Below are 17,369 nucleotides of genomic sequence, written 5' to 3'. Positions count from 1 at the left end.
CACCAAATAAGAGAAAGCCCAGTGATTAATTAAAATTCACTGTTGGTGCTTTCGATGCGCCTGCTTCAGCACTAAAGTTTGGTTTGGCTTTCATTCCGATCACTTTTGCAGTCATTGCTTGTGGGAACTGACGTACATAAGTATTGTAGTCTTGTACCGTCTGAACATAGCGTGTTCTTGCTGTACTGATTCGGTTTTCAGTCCCCTCTAATTGCACTTGTAAATCACGGAATTGCTCATTGGCTTTTAAGTCAGGGTAGTTTTCAGTGACGGCTAAAAGTCGAGATAATGCACCCGTCATTTGTGACTGTGTTTCTTGATACTTTTTAAACAATTCTGGATCGTTCAATACTTCTTTATCTACTTTTAAACCTGCAACATTGGCACGCGCCTCAGTCACTTCAGTTAAAACTTTTTCTTCATGCGTTGCATAACCTTTGACGACATTCACAAGGTTAGGCACTAAATCTGCACGACGTTGATATTGGTTTTCCACTTCAGACCAAGCCGCATTGACGGACTCATCTTTGGCTTGCAAAGTATTATAACCACAACCTGAAAAAGCCAAAGTACTCGCTAAAGTCAGTGCTACCAAACCTTTTTTCATTGAATTCATTGCTTATTCCTCAGAGATATTTATTTGTATTTGTTGATATATCTGCATTCTATACAGTTTCAGGCAAAGTTTTGTTTAATTTCTGCTATCTATTCGCAATTAAGCTTTTTGGGAATGACATACATTTTTTAAGAAAAGTGCGTTAAGGCGAAACTACTCATTATTTTAGAATATAGTTTAAAAGATGGGGCTTGATAGCCATATTTTCTCAGATATAAGAAAGCCACCCTGAGGTGGCTTTCTACAAATACTTATTCTTCGTCTTTTTGCTCAGGTAAATCTTTTACTGCTTCTGCGATTAAACCAAACATATAGTTACCATAAGCATTGGTTTTATCGTAATGAAAGCGCAACCGAGGCGTTATACGTGTTTTGATCCGACGACCTAACTCGTGACGCAAGAAACCAGAGGCTTTATTTAACACATCCAAGGTTTCTTTATTTGCTGCTTCGCTTTGCTCATCACCAAGTTCACGCCCCATAACTGTCACGTAAACTTCTGCATAACCCAAGTCAGCACTGACTTTCACCGCAGAGATGGTCACAAGACCACCTAAGCGTGGATCTTTAAGCTCTTGACGAATCAGTTCTGACAACTCACGTTGTACTGTATCCGCCATGCGCTTAAGACGTTGACTACCCGCCATTAAAGACTCCGTTTGATCAACTGAACATCATATACTTCGATTTTATCGAGGGCTTTGATGTCTTTATAGCCTTTAACAGCAAGGCCACATTCCATACCAGCACGAACTTCTTCAACCACTTCTTTATAACGGCGAAGAGACTCAAGCTCACCTTGGAATACCACCACATCATCACGAAGTACACGAATTGGTTTATTACGATGCAATACACCTTCAAGTACCATACAGCCCGCAGCAGCACCGAATTTACTTGAATGGAATACTTCACGAACTTCTGCAACACCCAGAATCGTTTCACGATGTTCAGGTGCAAGTTTACCACTCATTGCCGCTTTCACATCATCAATAAGCTGATAAATGATTGAGTAGTAACGAATGTCGATACCATCAGCATCTGCTTTTTGACGTGCAGTATTATCAGCACGTACGTTAAAGCCTAGCAGTACAGCTTCTGAAGATTCAGCAAGAGTAACATCAGACTCAGTGATTGCGCCCACGCCCGAACCGATTACACGGACTTTAACTTCATCAGTCGCAAGATCAGCCAATGCAACATGCAATGCTTCCAAGGTACCACGTACATCAGTTTTAAGCACAACATTCACGATAGGCACATCTTTCTTGCCCATAGATGCCATGATGTTTTCAAGACGCATCGCACTTTGACGTTCAAGACGTTTTTGACGTTCACGATCCATACGAGCATCAGCAACTTCACGTGCTTTTTTCTCGTCATTGACAACAAGCACTTCATCACCCGCCATTGGCGCTTCAGGAAGACCTAAAATCTCAACTGGAATCGAAGGACCTGCTGATTGAATACGTTGACCATTTTCATCTGTCATCGCACGAACACGTCCGTAAGATGCACCAGCAAGAACAAGATCACCAACTTTCAAAGTACCGTTTTGAACCAGAATAGACGTTACCGCACCACGGCTATTGTCTACACGCGCTTCGATCACAACACCTTGCGCAGCACCTTCTTCAGATGCTTTCAACTCTAACATTTCAGCTTGAATTGAAATTAAATCTAGAAGCTCATCGATACCTTGACCAGAATGCGCTGAAACCATTGCAACTGGGACATCACCGCCCCATTGTTCAGGCACGATTTCTTTGGTCGTCAATTCGTTCAATACACGATCTGGATCGGCAGATTCTTTATCCATTTTGTTGATTGCAACAATAATCGGAGTACCTGCAGCACGAGCATGATCAATTGCTTCCGCAGTTTGTGGCATTACGCCATCATCTGCTGCAACAACCAATACCACGATATCTGTAGCTTTCGCACCACGTGAACGCATTGCAGTAAATGCAGCATGTCCTGGTGTATCAAGGAAAGTAATAATCCCTTTATCAGTGGTTACATGATAAGCACCGATATGCTGTGTGATACCGCCCGCTTCGCCTTGAGCCACTTTAGCACGACGAATACGGTCAAGAAGCGATGTTTTACCATGGTCAACGTGACCCATGATGGTAACCACTGGTGCACGTGTAGTTTGTGCTCCACGCGCGCCTTCAGCTGCTTCGAGCAAGTTATCTTCAGCTTGTGTATCAGAAACAAGAACTGGATTATGTCCCATTTCCTCAACAATCAATGCTGCAACTTCTTGATCAATGGCTTGGTTTTGTGTAACCAATTCACCCATTTTCATGAGTGATTTAATCACTTCACGGACTTTAACTGCCATTTTTGCAGCCAAGTCAGCAACCACGATTGTTGAACCAATTTCAACGTCATACACTTGCTTTTTAACAGGTTTTTCAAAACCATGTTTATTCGCTTGGCTGGTTTTTAAACCACGTTTATGTGGGTTATGACTGAAAGATTGTTCTTCCTGACCACGACGACCACCTTTCTTCGGAGAACGTGTATTTGCAGTATTGGTACCACGTTTGATTTCACGGTCTTCTTTTGCAAATGAGTCTTCATATGCTTGACCAACCAAACCAGCAGCCAACGGTGAATCATCAACTACACGAATAGTCGTTGTTGTTTCATCAGAAGAATACTTAGACGCCATTTGACGCATTTGCTCAAGTGTACGTTGTTGTGCTTCTTCTGCTGACTTACGACGAGCCGCTTCCTCAGCAGCTTTTAATTGGGCTGCCTGAGCTTCACGCGCACGCTTTTGTTCAGGTGTTTCAATTGTTTTTACAGTTGCTTTGGTAATCGGTTTATTGGTCGACTTACGTTTAACAACCACTGCTGCTTTTGGTGTTTCTTTTGCTGCGGTTTGCTGTTTTGCCGCAGCACGCATTTTTTCTAAATTGGCTTTTGCAGAGCTTTCTGTTTTTTCAGCTTCATTTGCCACAGGCACTTGCTGTGCTTTTGGCGCTGAATTTGCCTGAGCCGTCGCTTGCGCTTTTGCTAAAGCTTCCGCTTTAATTTGTTCAGGATCTGGCTTAGTAAACGTATGTTTTTTACGAACTTCAACATTGATAGTTTTAGCCTTACCTGAAGTACTCGCCACTTTCGCGGTACTTGTCGTTTTACGTTTCAACGTGATTTGTCCTGCTTGTCCCGTATCTTGACCATGAGCTTTTTTCAAATGGTTCACGAGCACATCTTGCTGTTCAGTAGAAATTTTGTCTTCAGCCTGCTTTTGAGGTAACCCAGCTTCACGCACCTGATCAAGGAGCTTTGTAACTGGAAGTCCTACACTGACTGCTAACTCTTGAATTGACTTATCCGTCATGTACTACCTCCTAGTTAAACCATGATTCACGTGCTTTCATAATCAATTGACCCGCTTTTTCAGCGCCCAAGCCTTCGATATCAGAAATATCATCCGTTGCTTGATCCGCCAAGTCATCGACTGTGATTACACCGCGTGCTGCTAAAGCCTGTGCAATTTCAGAAGTCATACCTTCCATCGCAACAAGTTCTGGACTTGGGTCCTGAATATCTTCTTGCTGTTTTAATGCATCAGCCAAAGCGGCTTCTTTTGCGCGACTTTGTAGTAATTCAACTGTATCTGCATCCAATTCGATTTCATCGAAAGTTTCCGCAGGTACATAAGCAATTTCCTCAAGTGAGGTAAAGCCCATTTCTACCAAAGCCATTGCGAGATCTTCTTCAATATCTAGACGCGTAACAAACATATCTAAATACTGTTGAGCTTCATTTTGTTGACGAGCACGATACTCATCTTCAAGCATCATATCTAACTTATAACCTGTCAGCTCTGATGCTAAACGAACGTTTTGTCCTTGTGAGCCAATTGCACGAGCAAGTTGATCACTGGTTGCAAAAATAATATCCGCTGTGTGGGCATCTTCATCAATCACGATACCCGATACATCTGCTGGCTCTAAAGCACTTGCGATATATTGAGCTGGATCATCAGACCACACCACAACATCAATACGTTCACCATTTAACTCTGATTGTACCGCTTGGATACGTGTACCACGCATACCAATACATGCACCTACAGGGTCAATACGATGGTCATTGGTTTTGACCGTGATTTTTGCGCGTACACCCGGTTGACGTGCTGCTGCTTTAATTTCAATGATTTCCTCAGAAATTTCTGGAATTTCTTTTTTCATCAAAGCAATCAGCATTTCAGGTTTAGCACGAGACAATAGTAACTGTGCGCCACGACCTTCACGATTCACATTATAAAGAATCGCATTCATACGTTGTTTTGGACGAAGAATTTCTTTTGGAATCATTTCTTCACGTGCCAAATATGCTTCTGCGTTATCACCCAAGTCAATGATAAAGCCATCTTTGGTTTGTTTTTTCACTTCACCGTAGATTAACTCGCCCACTTTAGACTCATAAGCATCAGCAACCAATGCACGCTCTGCTTCACGAATTTTTTGTACAATCACTTGCTTAGCAATTTGCGCAGCAATACGACCGAAATCAATTGATGGCACTTCAAGTTCACGAATATCGCCGATCGACCATTTTGCAGGATCTACATCAGAAATCGCATCCTGACATGCTGGCATTTCGTGATCTTCATCTGCAACCACTTCCCACTGACGAAAAGTACTATAATCACCGGTTTTGCGGTCAATTTCTACACGCAACTGCGCTTCTTCCGAATTCGTTCCTTCGTAGAATTTCTTTTTAGTCGCTGCAACTAAAGCCTGTTCAAGTGCTTCAAAAATTGCTTCACGACTCACACCTTTCTCATTACTAACCGTTTCAACGACGGTGAGAATTTCACGTGCCATAAGTCACCTATTTATTCAGATTTCTATTTCTGGATTAATCCTGAAAGATCAAATTCGCTTTGTCTATGTTGTTACTGTCTATCTCAAGTACCTGCTGTTTTTCAACTTCGACTTGAATCATTTCATTTTCTAAATCTACAGCAACCAACTTGGCTTGGAATTTACGACGATTTTCAACGGCTGCAATCAAACGCAATGCAACTTGTTGTCCGATATATTTTTCTAACTGCGCCAACTGAAAGAATGGACGATCCCAACCTGGAGAAGACACTTCCAAAGCATATTCACCTGAAATTGGATCATGCACATCTAAGATTGCACCCACCTGTTGAGTCACACGCACACAGTCCTGTACGCCAATACCACGACCCAACTCAACCTCACCATCTTCATTTATGGTTGGCTCAGCATTTTCAGCAACGTCTTTATCAATATAAATACGCAATAAAGAACGCTTACCTTGAGGAATGAATTCAATCCCCCAAAGTTCTACATCACAAGCTTGCACTGCAGGAGTTATTAAATCTTGAAGTGCTTGAGTTTTATTTGATAGCTTCATTTACTCTCGTCATATTTGTGCGATTCAATCGCTCACTGGACTTATTCAACTTACTATAGTGAAGCATGTCTTTTTGACCAATTGATGTCCACACCACACGATAGCCAATAAAAAAGGGCGTAATCGCCCCTATTATCGCACAGTAAATCGTAATTCACTATGCAAAAAGACCCACCTATCTGTGAGCCCTTTTTAGAAACTTGGTAGCGGGAGCTGGATTTGAACCAACGACCTTCGGGTTATGAGCCCGACGAGCTACCAGACTGCTCCATCCCGCATCAGCGTTGCAAAATTATATACAAGAACTTTGAATTTTTCAATCAATATTAAAACATTGATCATTCTATTTTCTTGCTTGATCAAGTTGCACCTTAATCAAAATGGTAGCGGGAGCTGGATTTGAACCAACGACCTTCGGGTTATGAGCCCGACGAGCTACCAGACTGCTCCATCCCGCAACAATACTACAAATTCACAAATAAAATAGACTTTTGATCTACATTACCTTTAATTAAGTTGCATCTTAATTAAATTGGTAGCGGGAGCTGGATTTGAACCAACGACCTTCGGGTTATGAGCCCGACGAGCTACCAGACTGCTCCATCCCGCAACAATGTTTTTTAGCCGCTAGCACCAACAATACTGGTTTATTGTTGGTGCGGAAGGGGGGACTTGAACCCCCACGCCCGAAAGCACTACCACCTCAAGGTAGCGTGTCTACCAATTCCACCACCACCGCAGCTGTGACGCATTCTAGTCGCATCCCTCAGAAAAAGAAAGGACTAATTGACATTATTCGCCAGTTTTTGGTGCAGTTGGCGAAGTTTCACCCGTATTTGTTGTTGCAGGTGCAGTTGTTTGGGTTGTCGTTTGTACTGTTTTCAACCCATAAGCATCTGTGGTTTGCTTTTTCGCAAAGACTGCTAGGCTTAGGCTGGTAATAAAAAATAAAGCCGTCAAAATTGCAGTTAATCGGGTTAAAAAGCTTGCTGAACCTGAAGCACCAAATACCGTAGCTGCGCCACCACCACCAAATGAAGCGCCTGCATCTGCACCTTTACCATGCTGAACGAGAATAAGCCCGATCATTAAAACGGCCAAGATGATATGTACAACCAGCACAAATGTATGCATGCTGAACTCCTATTCTTTTGTATTAGCAAATGCTTGAGCAATTTTATAAAAAGACTCTGCATTAAGTGATGCACCACCGACCAGTGCACCGTTGATATCTGGACACGCAGCCAACTCTACTGCATTTTCAGCTTTGACACTACCGCCATATAAAATAGCCGTTTGTTGTGCTTCAACTGTAATTTGAGTTAAACCTTCACGAATTTTTGCATGCATCGCTTGAGCATCTTGTGGCGATGCGGTCTTGCCTGTTCCAATCGCCCAAATTGGCTCATAAGCAATAACAATATTGTGCCACTGCCCTGCTTTTACAACCGCAGCAAGATCACAAATTTGTTGTAAAACCACCTGTTCAGCTTGACCCGTCTCACGTTGTTCGAGGCTTTCCCCAACGCAATAAATAACAGTTAGCCCAGCATTCAGCGCATTGGTCAGTTTCGCTTTTACTTTCACAACATCATCACCAAAAATTTCACGGCGCTCAGAATGCCCAACCAATACATAATCAATCTGACTATCTTTGAGCAATTCTGCACTCACTTCACCAGTATATGCGCCAGTACCTGACATTTGAGACAAGTCTTGAGCAACAACCTTAACGGGTGATTGAGCATCTTGAAGTTGTTGCTGTACCGACAATAAAGCAATAGAAATCGGCGCAACACCCAAATGACATTGTTGTTGTGTAATTGGGTTTTGTTGTAAATACTGTTTTAAGTCTTGTATGAGCTGTTGCGAATTCGCTTGCATTGGGTTCATTTTCCAATTGCCGACAACCCAAGGAATAATAGTCGAACTCGACATACATCTAACCTTTTATCGAAAATGTGCACATTCTACACGGAATTTAGATTTTTAAAGTATTTTTTCTTTATCAATTCGCACTTCTGTTCTAAAGTCTGTCAATGAATATATGCGCTAGAAATATAAAACGTTTCAAAGATCGTCAACAAAAGTCAAATTGGCGCAAATTATGGTTAAAATATGTTTTTAGAAGAATACGTTTAATTCTAGATATTTTTAAGGATCATCGTATAATTTTATTATTCCAATTATAAAATTAAATTTAAAGTGTTTTGGGGATGTCTATGCAAAATGGTTCACCTAAGTTTTCGGGTTATATCCGTCGCTTAGTCGATGAAGGCTTTTTATCTGCTCAGCAAATGAAAGATGCCTTAACAAGCGCTCAAAAAAGTAAAACCCATTTGGTGCCTTACTTGATTGAGAAATTAGCGATCTCACCATTGCTGATCGCTGAAATGATCTCTTCCGAGTTCGGCGAGCCTATTTTTGATCTAGACAGTTTTAACCCTGAAATGTTGCCCAAGGACATTGTTGACGCCGGTTTGATCAGCAAACATAGTGTGATTCCATTGGTGCAACGTGGTAATATCTTATATGTTGCCACCAGCGACCCCACCAATATCGAGGCACTTGATGCGATTCGTTTTAGTTGTGGTCTAAACATTGAACCAATCATCGTTGAACATCATAAATTATTAAAAAATTTAGAAAAGCATTTTACTGTAGAAGAAAGCTTTAATTTTGGCGATGAAGATTTTGATGTCGATATTATTGCGACGGATGATGCTCCACCTTCAGATGACGATGATGAGGAAACTTCCGAAGAAGAAGCACCGATTGTTAAATATATCAATAAACTGTTGATTGATGCCATTCGAATGGGCGCCTCAGACTTACATTTTGAACCTTATGAAAAAAGTTATCGTGTTCGCTATCGCGTAGATGGCGTACTGAGAACCATTACCAATCCCCCACTGCAATTGGCAAATCGTTTGGCATCCCGTTTAAAAGTCATGTCGCAAATGGATATTTCAGAGAAACGTATTCCTCAAGATGGGCGGATCAAACTTAAACTGTCTAAAACCAAAGCTATTGATTTTCGTGTGAACTCACTTCCAACATTGTTTGGTGAAAAATTAGTTCTGCGTATTCTTGATCCTTCCAGTGCCATGTTAGGGATTGATGCTTTGGGCTATGAAGAAGATCAAAAAGCTTTATTTATGGAAGCACTAGAAAGACCACAAGGCATGTTATTGATTACCGGTCCAACAGGTTCTGGTAAAACCGTATCTTTATATACTGGCTTAAATATCCTCAACACCGAAAGTTCCAATATTTCAACCGCAGAAGACCCTGTGGAGATTAATTTGGAGGGGATTAACCAAGTAAACGTCAATCTTAAAGCAGGATTGACCTTTTCAGTCGCGCTAAAATCATTTCTTCGTCAAGATCCAGATATTATAATGGTCGGGGAGATTCGAGACCTTGAAACGGCTGAAATTGCAATCAAAGCAGCCCAAACAGGTCATATGGTGATGTCCACACTGCATACCAATAGTGCACCAGAAACCTTGACCCGATTGCGCAATATGGGTGTGCCATCCTTCAATATTGCAACATCGGTCAATCTTGTGATTGCACAACGTCTTGCTCGACGTTTATGCAACCACTGTAAAGCACCTATTGAAATTCCGAAACAAAGTTTGTTAGAACTGGGCTTTACTGAACAAGACTTAAACCATCCTGATTTACAGATTTTTCAGCCTATGGGCTGTTCTGAATGTAGAGAAGGTTATAAAGGACGAGTCGGTATTTATGAGGTGATGAAAGTAACACCTGAAATTTCAAAAATTATCATGGAAGATGGCAACGCACTACAAATTGCAGCAGCATCTGAGAAATTGGGGTTTGATAATTTACGACGTTCAGGTTTAAAAAAGGTTATGAATGGTTTAACGTCTTTACAAGAAATCAACCGTGTAACCAGTGAATAAATATAATCAATATTTAAGGAAATTGTTATGGCAGCTAAAAAAGCGCAAATGATGCCTACCTTTGCTTATGACGGGGTTGATCGTAAAGGAATCAAGGTCAAAGGAGAATTGCCTGCACGCAATATGGCACTCGCCAAAGTCACGTTGAGAAAACAAGGCATAACCATTAAAACCATTCGAGAAAAGAAAAAGAATATTCTCGAAGGCTTAATGAAGAAGAAAATTTCAACTTTAGATATCACCATCTTCACCCGTCAGCTTGCCACCATGATGAAGGCGGGTGTTCCCTTAGTACAAAGTTTTGAAATTGTTGCCGAAGGTTTAGAAAACCCTTCTATGCGTGAAGTTGTCCTAGGGATCAAGAGTGAAGTTGAAGGCGGAAATACTTTTGCTGGCGCCTTGAAAAAGTATCCTCGTTACTTTGACAGCTTATTTTGCTCTCTGGTTGAATCTGGCGAACAATCGGGTGCTTTGGAGACCATGTTGGATCGTGTCGCGATTTATAAAGAAAAAAGTGAATTATTAAAGCAAAAAATTAAAAAAGCCATGAAATATCCTATGACAGTGATTGTTGTTGCAATCATTGTGACGATTATTTTGATGGTCAAAGTTGTACCTGTCTTTCAAGGCTTATTTAGTTCCTTTGGTGCAGATCTACCTGCCTTTACTCAAATGGTGGTGAATATGTCCAATTGGATGCAAAGCTATTGGTTTATTATGATTATCTTTATCGCAGTTAGTATTGCTTCTTTTTTAGAAGCAAAAAAACGTAGTCAAAAATTCCGAGACTTACTAGACCGAACTGCACTCAAACTACCCATTTTTGGCGATTTGGTTTACAAGGCGATTATTGCGCGTTATAGCCGCACCCTTGCAACTACCTTTGCGGCAGGGGTTCCCCTCATTGAAGCACTAGAATCTACTGCGGGTGCAACCAACAATGTGGTTTACGAACAAGCTGTGATGAAAATTCGCGAAGATGTGGCTACAGGTCAACAACTAAATTTTGCCATGCGTGTAACCAATAAATTTCCCTCTATGGCTGTGCAGATGGTCGCCATTGGTGAGGAATCAGGAGCACTGGATGCAATGCTCGATAAAGTGGCTACGCACTTCGAAAATGAAGTCGACAATGCTGTGGACGGTTTAACCTCAATGATGGAGCCTTTAATTATGGCAATCTTAGGCGTCTTGGTTGGTGGTCTTGTGATTGCCATGTATCTTCCAATCTTCCAAATGGGTTCAGTGGTTGGTTAATAATGGGTATGTTTCACGATTTTTTAAACCTTCTGATTCAATCATCGACTGCGCTCTATATTGTTGTCGGTCTAGTTAGCCTGTGTGTGGGGAGTTTCCTCAATGTGGTGATTTATCGCACACCAAAGATGATGGAAAAGGAATGGCGGCAAGAGTGGCAAGCAGAATGTCAATTGCTTGCTGGTTCTCAACAGATCGTCATTGACGAAGAAAAACTGAGTCTGAGTCAACCAGCGTCTACCTGTCCACAATGTAAAACACCGATTCGCTGGTATCAAAATATCCCCGTGATCAGTTGGTTGGCGTTACGTGGTAAATGTGCTTCATGTCAAAACCCCATCAGTATCCGCTATCCTTTGGTTGAACTACTGACAGCAATCGGCTCCTTAACCGTTGTTGCAGTATATGGACCAACACTGCAAATGGTGTTTGGCGTATTGCTGACATGGGTACTGATTACCCTGACCTTTATTGATTTTGATACACAATTATTACCTGATCGTTTTACCTTAACACTCGCGGCTGTGGGTTTAGGAATTAACTCATTTGAAATATATACCACGGCAAACGCTGCAATTTGGGGTTATATTATTGGTTTTCTTTGCCTATGGATTGTCTATTACCTGTTTAAAATCGTGACAGGTAAGGAAGGCATGGGTTATGGTGACTTTAAGCTTCTTGCTGCACTGGGTGCTTGGATGGGACCGTTGATGTTGCCTTTAATTATTCTACTTTCCTCGGTTGTCGGGGCAATCATTGGTATCATCCTGCTAAAAATTCGTAAGGAAAATACTCCTTTTGCTTTTGGACCCTATATCGCCATTGCAGGTTGGATTGCATTCTTATGGGGCGAACAAATCATGAAGATTTACTTAGGTCAATAATTTAAACATCGATGAGGATGACAACATGACTTTTATCTTGGGCTTAACAGGTGGCATTGGAAGTGGTAAATCTGCAGCAAGTCAATGGTTTGAGTCCCAAGGAATTGTTGTTGTTGATGCAGATATAGTGGCACGAGAAATTGTTGAAAAGGGTCAACCTGCGCTTAAAAAAATCCAAGAGGTATTTGGCGATTGGACTTTAACGGCAAATGGTGAACTGAATCGTCGTGCATTAAGAGAACACATTTTTAAAGATGCTTCGGCACGCCAACAGCTCGAGTCGATTACCCACCCTGCGATTCGAGTCTCAATCATTCAACAATTACAAGCAGCCAGCAGCCCTTATGTGATTTTGGTTTCTCCACTGTTGTTTGAAACCAATCAGCACGAACTGACTCAACGTACTTTATTAGTAGATGCCAGTGAAGACTTACAAATCTTACGTGCATCGCAACGTGATGGGCAATCTATTGAGCAAATTGAAAAAATCATTGCAGCGCAAATGCCACGACTTGAAAAGCAAAATCATGCAGATGATATTATTTTAAACGATGGTCATATTGATCATTTATATGCAAAATTAGCACCTTTACATCAATACTATCTAGAACTTGCAACAGCTTAATTCTGCACAATCACTTACCAAATCAATGATATGTAACTAAAAATACTCATTGATTATGTTTATTAACATCTAAACGTTGTTGCAAACTGTCTTTATGGTTAAACCAACGCCAAGGCTGTAACGCCCCAATTCCCATACCAATCAAACCGCAGATCATTGCCAAACTTAATGGCTCATTTAACAAAGGCACAGCAATTATTGCCGCGATAAAAGGTGCCAGTGTTACGATACTGCCTGTTTTAAATGCACCAAGACGCTTAATCGCTTCTACATAGGCTAAGGTTGCCACGATCACGACAAATACACCATGAAAAAGTGTCTGTAGCAATAAATGCGGTGTTGACGCTTGGTCCAAATGTTTTGGTAAAAATAATAGATAAATCGGTACATAAACGATAGCGGACCAGATCGCTACACCTGCCATAGAATGCCATGCAGAAAGCTTCCACTGACGCAGTAATACTGTAAAAATTCCCCACCAGATTGCACTGAGAAAAAATAGCAAATCACCAAAACCAAATGCCACACCCGTTTGTTGATACATCAAGAAACTCATCACGGAGATTGCCAATAACATGATAATCAAACTGATCCATGTATGTTTGTCAAAAGGTTGGCGATAGAGGAAATAACCCGCTAAGGCAGTACATAATGGAATACAACCATTTAGAAAAATTGCGGCATGGGCTGCTGGTACAAAATGGAATGCACTATAAGAAGTTAAGCAATAAACAACACCACCAACCATAGCCAAAATAAAAGGTTGTTTTTTAAATAGAAAAGCTGTGTCTTTTTTATAAATTAAAATAGGCATCAAAATACAAAATGCCAAAGAAAAACGTAATGCGGTAATGTCCCAAGGGCTGATATGCCAAAGCGCATTCAGCCTTGAGGTAATGGTAAATCCGCCCCAAATACACATGGTGATTGCCACATAAATGTAGCCTTGGGTACGTGCGGTCATCATTATGTTTTCTCAAATACGATCAATCATCGCAATGATCGAATTAACTTGCTTGACGTTGGCGACATGCTTCGTACAATGCCATACCTGTCGCCACACTGACATTCAAACTTTGCAAATTCCCAGACATGGGAATAAATACAGTTTGATCACATTGTGATTGGGTAATTGGACGCAAACCCGTATCTTCGGCACCCATCACCACACATACAGGCGTTCCTGTAAAATCGAACTTGTGAATAGGCAATGCCTTTTCGTCTAACATCGTGCCCACCACACGAACATGATAATGCTCTTTAATATGACCCAGTGTTCGCGCCAAATTGGTCACTTGAATAAATTTCACTTTTTCAGCACCACCCGCAGCAACTTTACGCGCAGTCGGCGTCAATGTCGCAGAACGATCACGCGGTACAATCACGGCTTCAACCCCCATCGCTGCTGCTGTACGAATACATGCACCAAGGTTATGAGGGTCTGTGATGTGATCAAGTGCCAACAACAATGGTGAATCAGTGCTTTCTAAAAGTTGATCAAGATCTTTTTCATTCAACACAGGATTTGGACGTACTGCCGCGACCACCCCTTGATGGAAAGGTTGTCCTGCAAGTTTTTCCAAGCTATCACGACTGGCTTTTTGCACACTGATCCCAAACGGTTCAGCAAGCTGTAAGATACGTTGCAAACGCTGATCATCACGCCCTTTTAACGTAAATAAGGTTAAAACACGTTCAGGTTCCAACTCTAATAATGACTCCACTGAATGAACGCCATAATAATATTCGGACTTCGCCATGAACAACCTCATTAACAACAGGATGATAGAAATGAAAAATCCTGCAAAGCCAACTTTACAGGATTCTATTTGATGATTCAGTCTAACCGATTTAGCTGAGAAATTCTTTGCTTAATTTCAAAACACTCGCATTGTTACAGTGTTTAGCCTTCCAAATGACAAACGTAATCGAGTACATCATCTGTTTCAATTTTAAAACGGCTATTTCCAGGGACATAAAAAGATTGTCCGGCACGGAACAGCTCACTTTCTTCGCTGTCTGCAATCTTGACACGACATTCACCAGAAATAATTTCCATACGCTCTGGGACATGTGTTTCAAATGTTAAAGCTTCCTCAGTAGGAAGAATAACGCCTAAAGTCTTTTTTGTTCCGTCTTCAAATTGCACAGTGTGACTAATACATAGACCACCAAAATATACATTGGATTTTTTAACTACGGATACGTGATCGTACTGAGCTGACATGCGTATTCTCCAGATAATGCGCATTTATAAAAATTATGTTCGATGTAGTTTAATGTCGTGCTACAAACTAATCAATCGAAGATTTTATTGTGGTGGCTTCGCGCCTTTACAAATTGACATGGGTAATCGTCATCAGTTCATCTCTTCACTGAAGCAAAGCCTGAAAACGCAACTCTAATACAAGCAAAGGATATGCCTATTTATAGTCTCAATTTGCGTTCGATATAAAGTGATTGAAGAATTGTGATATTTACTACTTTATCCTTAACTATTCGAGGCTCCCTCACTTCTAAGGCATTATGAATGTCATCATTGGATAGATGGATAAAGCTTAGGTTTATTTAGAAATATCACCTCAATACTCGCTTTATACATAGCCTATCGATTGTTTAAACTCAAGACATTTTATTTTCAGCTTAAATCTATTTAAAATACTTAAAAATATGCGCATTAGAATATTTTCTGACTTGTGACTAAAACAAAACTTCACTATCTTAGAACTTCACCGTTCGCAGCTTGGATGCGTTTATGCTGACACACTTAAATCTGATCAATTTTGCTTTAGCGGATAATCTTGCCATTGATATTGAAAAAGGCTTCAATGTCCTCACAGGCGAAACAGGTGCAGGTAAGTCATTATTGTTAGATGCACTATCAGCCTGCCTAGGTGAGCGTACGGACACCAATTATGTGCGTTATGGTTCAGAGAAAGCAGATATTACTGCAGTTTTTAGTTATCAACCTGAAAGTCCTGAAGCAGTATGGTTAACCACCCATGAATTAGATGATGAATCTGGTGAAATTCATTTAAGACGCGTGATTTTTGCCACAGGTCGCAGTAAAGCATGGATTAACGGGCGTCCAAGTAGCCTTGCTGAACTGAAAGAACTAGGACGTTTGTTGGTACAATTATATAGCCAGCATAGCCAACAACAACTTTTGGAACCACCTTATCCCAAACACTGGTTAGATCGTTATAGTAATTTTTACCAAGCCGCTCAAGATGTTCGTGATGCCTATAGCACATGGCAAAAAAACATTCGTATTCATCAAGCAGCTATAGATGCACAAGCTAATCGCCTGCAACGTATTGATACTTTAAAACTGCAACTCGAAGAGCTTGAGGATGTGATTCGGGTTGACTACAAAGAAATAGAACAAGAATTTGACCGTTTAAGTCACCACGAACACATCATGCAAGATTGTGGATACAGCTTAAACGTGTTGGATGAGTCAGAACAGAATATTACCCAAGAAATTTCATCTATTATTCGTCGTCTTGAATCGCATGCGGGTCGTAGTGAGCAATTGTCAGAAATCTACAACTCTTTGATTAATGCACAAAGTGAAATCGATGATGCAACAGCCAATTTACGTCAGTTTATAGATCGTCAAAGCTTTGACCCTGAGCGTATGGATGAACTCAATAAGCAACTTGAAGTCTTCCATCGTCTGGCACGCAAATATCGTGTTCAGCCTGATGAGCTTAAACAGCAATATGAAACTTGGCAAAATGAATTAGAACAATTACATCAACTTGAAGACCCTGAGACATTGGCAGAGCAAGTTGAACACGCCCATCAAGCTTTTATAGAAAAAGCGCAGTATCTAGATCAAATCCGTCGCCAAGCTGCTGAACCTTTAGCCAAACAACTAACTGAACAAGTTAAACAGCTGGCACTACCTGAGGCGCATTTTGAGTTTAAATTTGAACCTTTAGAACCTGTTACTGCGGAAGGATTAAGCTTTATCCAACTGCTGTTTACAGCCAATAAAGGCATTCCTCCTCAACCGCTCGCGCGTGTTGCTTCTGGAGGTGAATTATCACGTATCGCACTTGTCATGCAAGTGATGAATGCTGAAAAAACCGAAGCTGAGGTTTTGGTTTTTGATGAAATTGATGTCGGTATTAGTGGCGGTACTGCTGAAATTGTTGGGCGTCTATTGGCTGGTTTAGGTCAACATGTACAGATTCTTTGTATTACCCATCAGGCTCAAGTCGCAGCACAATCAGACCAACATCTATTGGTGAAAAAGCTCCAAACTGACCCTGCAAGCAGTACCATTGTGGAACTTGAAGAAGAGCAACGAATTTTAGAGTTGGCACGCATGACTGGTGGTATTGAAATTGGTGAAACCACATTACAACACGCCAAACAACTCCGACAATTAAAATTCCAGCATTCGTAACAAATGCATTTATAGTGTCTATTGCTACTTCAATCATGATTTGGAGCGGCCATATAAATGCTCCTCAATTGAGAAGCATTTAACTTAAAGTATGTTTTTTGATTAATTTTTCACCAAACCCATTGCAAAACCTCACTGTTTTTGTAGGCTTTTGAAATATTCACAACCTATTGATATTAATTGTGCTATTTATATAGTTATAGATTTTCTCAAAATTAAAATATTTAAC

At 40.9% G+C, this 17,369-nt stretch carries 15 protein-coding genes and 4 tRNA genes; 5 read left to right on the top strand and 14 right to left on the bottom strand.

Annotated features, from left to right (window positions below; all coding sequences use genetic code 11):
- Nucleotides 1-25: 25 nt before the first annotated feature.
- The 11 genes from F938_RS22445 to tpiA all read right to left on the bottom strand — a co-directional run bounded on the left by F938_RS22445 (nt 26) and on the right by tpiA (nt 7,963).
- Nucleotides 26-616: a LemA family protein gene (locus F938_RS22445; protein ID WP_005035393.1), complete on the bottom strand. Its 591-nt coding sequence runs from the start codon at nt 614-616 to the stop codon at nt 26-28.
- Nucleotides 617-867: 251 nt separating this feature from the next.
- Nucleotides 868-1,263, bottom strand: a complete 396-nt coding sequence (locus F938_RS22440; RefSeq protein ID WP_004826375.1) for a ribosome-binding factor A — start codon at nt 1,261-1,263, stop codon at nt 868-870.
- Nucleotides 1,263-3,971, bottom strand: coding sequence for a translation initiation factor IF-2 (gene infB, locus F938_RS22435; RefSeq protein WP_004826372.1), 2,709 nt, complete (start codon nt 3,969-3,971; stop codon nt 1,263-1,265). Before infB ends, F938_RS22440 begins: the two co-directional genes overlap by 1 nt.
- Before the next feature lie 10 nt (nt 3,972-3,981).
- Nucleotides 3,982-5,466: a transcription termination factor NusA gene (gene nusA / locus F938_RS22430; protein ID WP_005035390.1), complete on the bottom strand. Its 1,485-nt coding sequence runs from the start codon at nt 5,464-5,466 to the stop codon at nt 3,982-3,984.
- A 34-nt stretch (nt 5,467-5,500) separates the two neighbouring features.
- Nucleotides 5,501-6,025 carry a ribosome maturation factor RimP gene (gene rimP / locus F938_RS22425; RefSeq protein WP_004826368.1) on the bottom strand — a complete coding sequence of 175 codons (525 nt, stop codon included), beginning with the start codon at nt 6,023-6,025 and terminating at the stop codon, nt 5,501-5,503.
- 201 nt (nt 6,026-6,226) lie between these two features.
- Nucleotides 6,227-6,303: transfer RNA gene (locus F938_RS22420), tRNA-Met, on the bottom strand.
- Nucleotides 6,304-6,406: 103 nt separating this feature from the next.
- Nucleotides 6,407-6,483, bottom strand: a tRNA-Met gene (locus F938_RS22415).
- A 75-nt stretch (nt 6,484-6,558) separates the two neighbouring features.
- A tRNA-Met gene (locus tag F938_RS22410) sits at nt 6,559-6,635 on the bottom strand.
- A 44-nt stretch (nt 6,636-6,679) separates the two neighbouring features.
- Nucleotides 6,680-6,764, bottom strand: a tRNA-Leu gene (locus tag F938_RS22405).
- A 53-nt stretch (nt 6,765-6,817) separates the two neighbouring features.
- On the bottom strand, nt 6,818-7,159 hold the full coding sequence (gene secG / locus F938_RS22400; protein WP_005035388.1) for a preprotein translocase subunit SecG: 342 nt from the start codon (nt 7,157-7,159) through the stop codon (nt 6,818-6,820).
- A gap of 9 nt (nt 7,160-7,168) precedes the next feature.
- The gene (tpiA, locus tag F938_RS22395) at nt 7,169-7,963 is read right to left on the bottom strand and encodes a triose-phosphate isomerase (RefSeq protein ID WP_005035386.1); all 795 of its coding nucleotides are present in this window, start codon (nt 7,961-7,963) and stop codon (nt 7,169-7,171) included.
- Nucleotides 7,964-8,241: 278 nt separating this feature from the next.
- Here tpiA and pilB point away from each other — a divergent pair, with 278 nt between their 5' ends.
- From pilB to coaE, 4 genes are read left to right on the top strand one after another with little or no spacing between them, the layout of a single operon-like run.
- A complete protein-coding gene (pilB, locus tag F938_RS22390; protein WP_026040257.1) occupies nt 8,242-9,957 on the top strand; it encodes a type IV-A pilus assembly ATPase PilB in 1,716 nt (571 codons plus the stop codon).
- Nucleotides 9,958-9,984: 27 nt separating this feature from the next.
- The gene (locus F938_RS22385; RefSeq protein WP_005035382.1) at nt 9,985-11,214 is read left to right on the top strand and encodes a type II secretion system F family protein; all 1,230 of its coding nucleotides are present in this window, start codon (nt 9,985-9,987) and stop codon (nt 11,212-11,214) included.
- Between the two features lie 2 nt (nt 11,215-11,216).
- Nucleotides 11,217-12,098 (top strand): prepilin peptidase, encoded by an 882-nt coding sequence (locus F938_RS22380; RefSeq protein WP_005035380.1) that lies wholly within the window; start codon nt 11,217-11,219, stop codon nt 12,096-12,098.
- Nucleotides 12,099-12,123: 25 nt separating this feature from the next.
- Nucleotides 12,124-12,723 carry a dephospho-CoA kinase gene (coaE, locus tag F938_RS22375; RefSeq protein WP_005035377.1) on the top strand — a complete coding sequence of 200 codons (600 nt, stop codon included), beginning with the start codon at nt 12,124-12,126 and terminating at the stop codon, nt 12,721-12,723.
- 46 nt (nt 12,724-12,769) lie between these two features.
- On the opposite strand, the gene F938_RS22370 is transcribed toward coaE, so the two are convergent.
- The 3 genes from F938_RS22370 to ppnP form a co-directional block, all read right to left on the bottom strand.
- Nucleotides 12,770-13,690, bottom strand: coding sequence for a DMT family transporter (locus tag F938_RS22370; RefSeq protein ID WP_005035375.1), 921 nt, complete (start codon nt 13,688-13,690; stop codon nt 12,770-12,772).
- Nucleotides 13,691-13,730: 40 nt separating this feature from the next.
- On the bottom strand, nt 13,731-14,483 hold the full coding sequence (gene rlmB / locus F938_RS22365; RefSeq protein ID WP_005035372.1) for a 23S rRNA (guanosine(2251)-2'-O)-methyltransferase RlmB: 753 nt from the start codon (nt 14,481-14,483) through the stop codon (nt 13,731-13,733).
- A gap of 143 nt (nt 14,484-14,626) precedes the next feature.
- The gene (gene ppnP, locus F938_RS22360; RefSeq protein WP_004718357.1) at nt 14,627-14,950 is read right to left on the bottom strand and encodes a pyrimidine/purine nucleoside phosphorylase; all 324 of its coding nucleotides are present in this window, start codon (nt 14,948-14,950) and stop codon (nt 14,627-14,629) included.
- Between the two features lie 528 nt (nt 14,951-15,478).
- On the opposite strand from ppnP, the gene recN reads away from it, so the two are divergent.
- The gene (recN, locus tag F938_RS22355; RefSeq protein ID WP_005035369.1) at nt 15,479-17,140 is read left to right on the top strand and encodes a DNA repair protein RecN; all 1,662 of its coding nucleotides are present in this window, start codon (nt 15,479-15,481) and stop codon (nt 17,138-17,140) included.
- Nucleotides 17,141-17,369: the final 229 nt, after the last annotated feature.

The sequence above is a fragment of the Acinetobacter bereziniae LMG 1003 = CIP 70.12 genome, assembly GCF_000368925.1.
In the GTDB taxonomy this organism is placed as follows: domain Bacteria; phylum Pseudomonadota; class Gammaproteobacteria; order Pseudomonadales; family Moraxellaceae; genus Acinetobacter; species Acinetobacter bereziniae.
The sequence above is the reverse complement of the archived record's forward strand: the minus strand, read 5'-3'. Positions and strand labels throughout refer to the sequence as shown.

Excerpts from the sequence above, each read along its gene's own strand:
- F938_RS22445 (WP_005035393.1), bottom strand. The coding sequence starts at position 616 with ATGAATTCAATGAAAAAAGGTTTGGTAGCACTGACTTTAGCGAGTACT.
- F938_RS22440 (WP_004826375.1), bottom strand. The coding sequence starts at position 1,263 with ATGGCGGGTAGTCAACGTCTTAAGCGCATGGCGGATACAGTACAACGT.
- infB (WP_004826372.1), bottom strand. The coding sequence starts at position 3,971 with ATGACGGATAAGTCAATTCAAGAGTTAGCAGTCAGTGTAGGACTTCCA.
- nusA (WP_005035390.1), bottom strand. The coding sequence starts at position 5,466 with ATGGCACGTGAAATTCTCACCGTCGTTGAAACGGTTAGTAATGAGAAA.
- rimP (WP_004826368.1), bottom strand. The coding sequence starts at position 6,025 with ATGAAGCTATCAAATAAAACTCAAGCACTTCAAGATTTAATAACTCCT.
- secG (WP_005035388.1), bottom strand. The coding sequence starts at position 7,159 with ATGCATACATTTGTGCTGGTTGTACATATCATCTTGGCCGTTTTAATG.
- tpiA (WP_005035386.1), bottom strand. The coding sequence starts at position 7,963 with ATGTCGAGTTCGACTATTATTCCTTGGGTTGTCGGCAATTGGAAAATG.
- pilB (WP_026040257.1), top strand. The coding sequence starts at position 8,242 with ATGTCTATGCAAAATGGTTCACCTAAGTTTTCGGGTTATATCCGTCGC.
- F938_RS22385 (WP_005035382.1), top strand. The coding sequence starts at position 9,985 with ATGGCAGCTAAAAAAGCGCAAATGATGCCTACCTTTGCTTATGACGGG.
- F938_RS22380 (WP_005035380.1), top strand. The coding sequence starts at position 11,217 with ATGGGTATGTTTCACGATTTTTTAAACCTTCTGATTCAATCATCGACT.
- coaE (WP_005035377.1), top strand. The coding sequence starts at position 12,124 with ATGACTTTTATCTTGGGCTTAACAGGTGGCATTGGAAGTGGTAAATCT.
- F938_RS22370 (WP_005035375.1), bottom strand. The coding sequence starts at position 13,690 with ATGATGACCGCACGTACCCAAGGCTACATTTATGTGGCAATCACCATG.
- rlmB (WP_005035372.1), bottom strand. The coding sequence starts at position 14,483 with ATGGCGAAGTCCGAATATTATTATGGCGTTCATTCAGTGGAGTCATTA.
- ppnP (WP_004718357.1), bottom strand. The coding sequence starts at position 14,950 with ATGTCAGCTCAGTACGATCACGTATCCGTAGTTAAAAAATCCAATGTA.
- recN (WP_005035369.1), top strand. The coding sequence starts at position 15,479 with ATGCTGACACACTTAAATCTGATCAATTTTGCTTTAGCGGATAATCTT.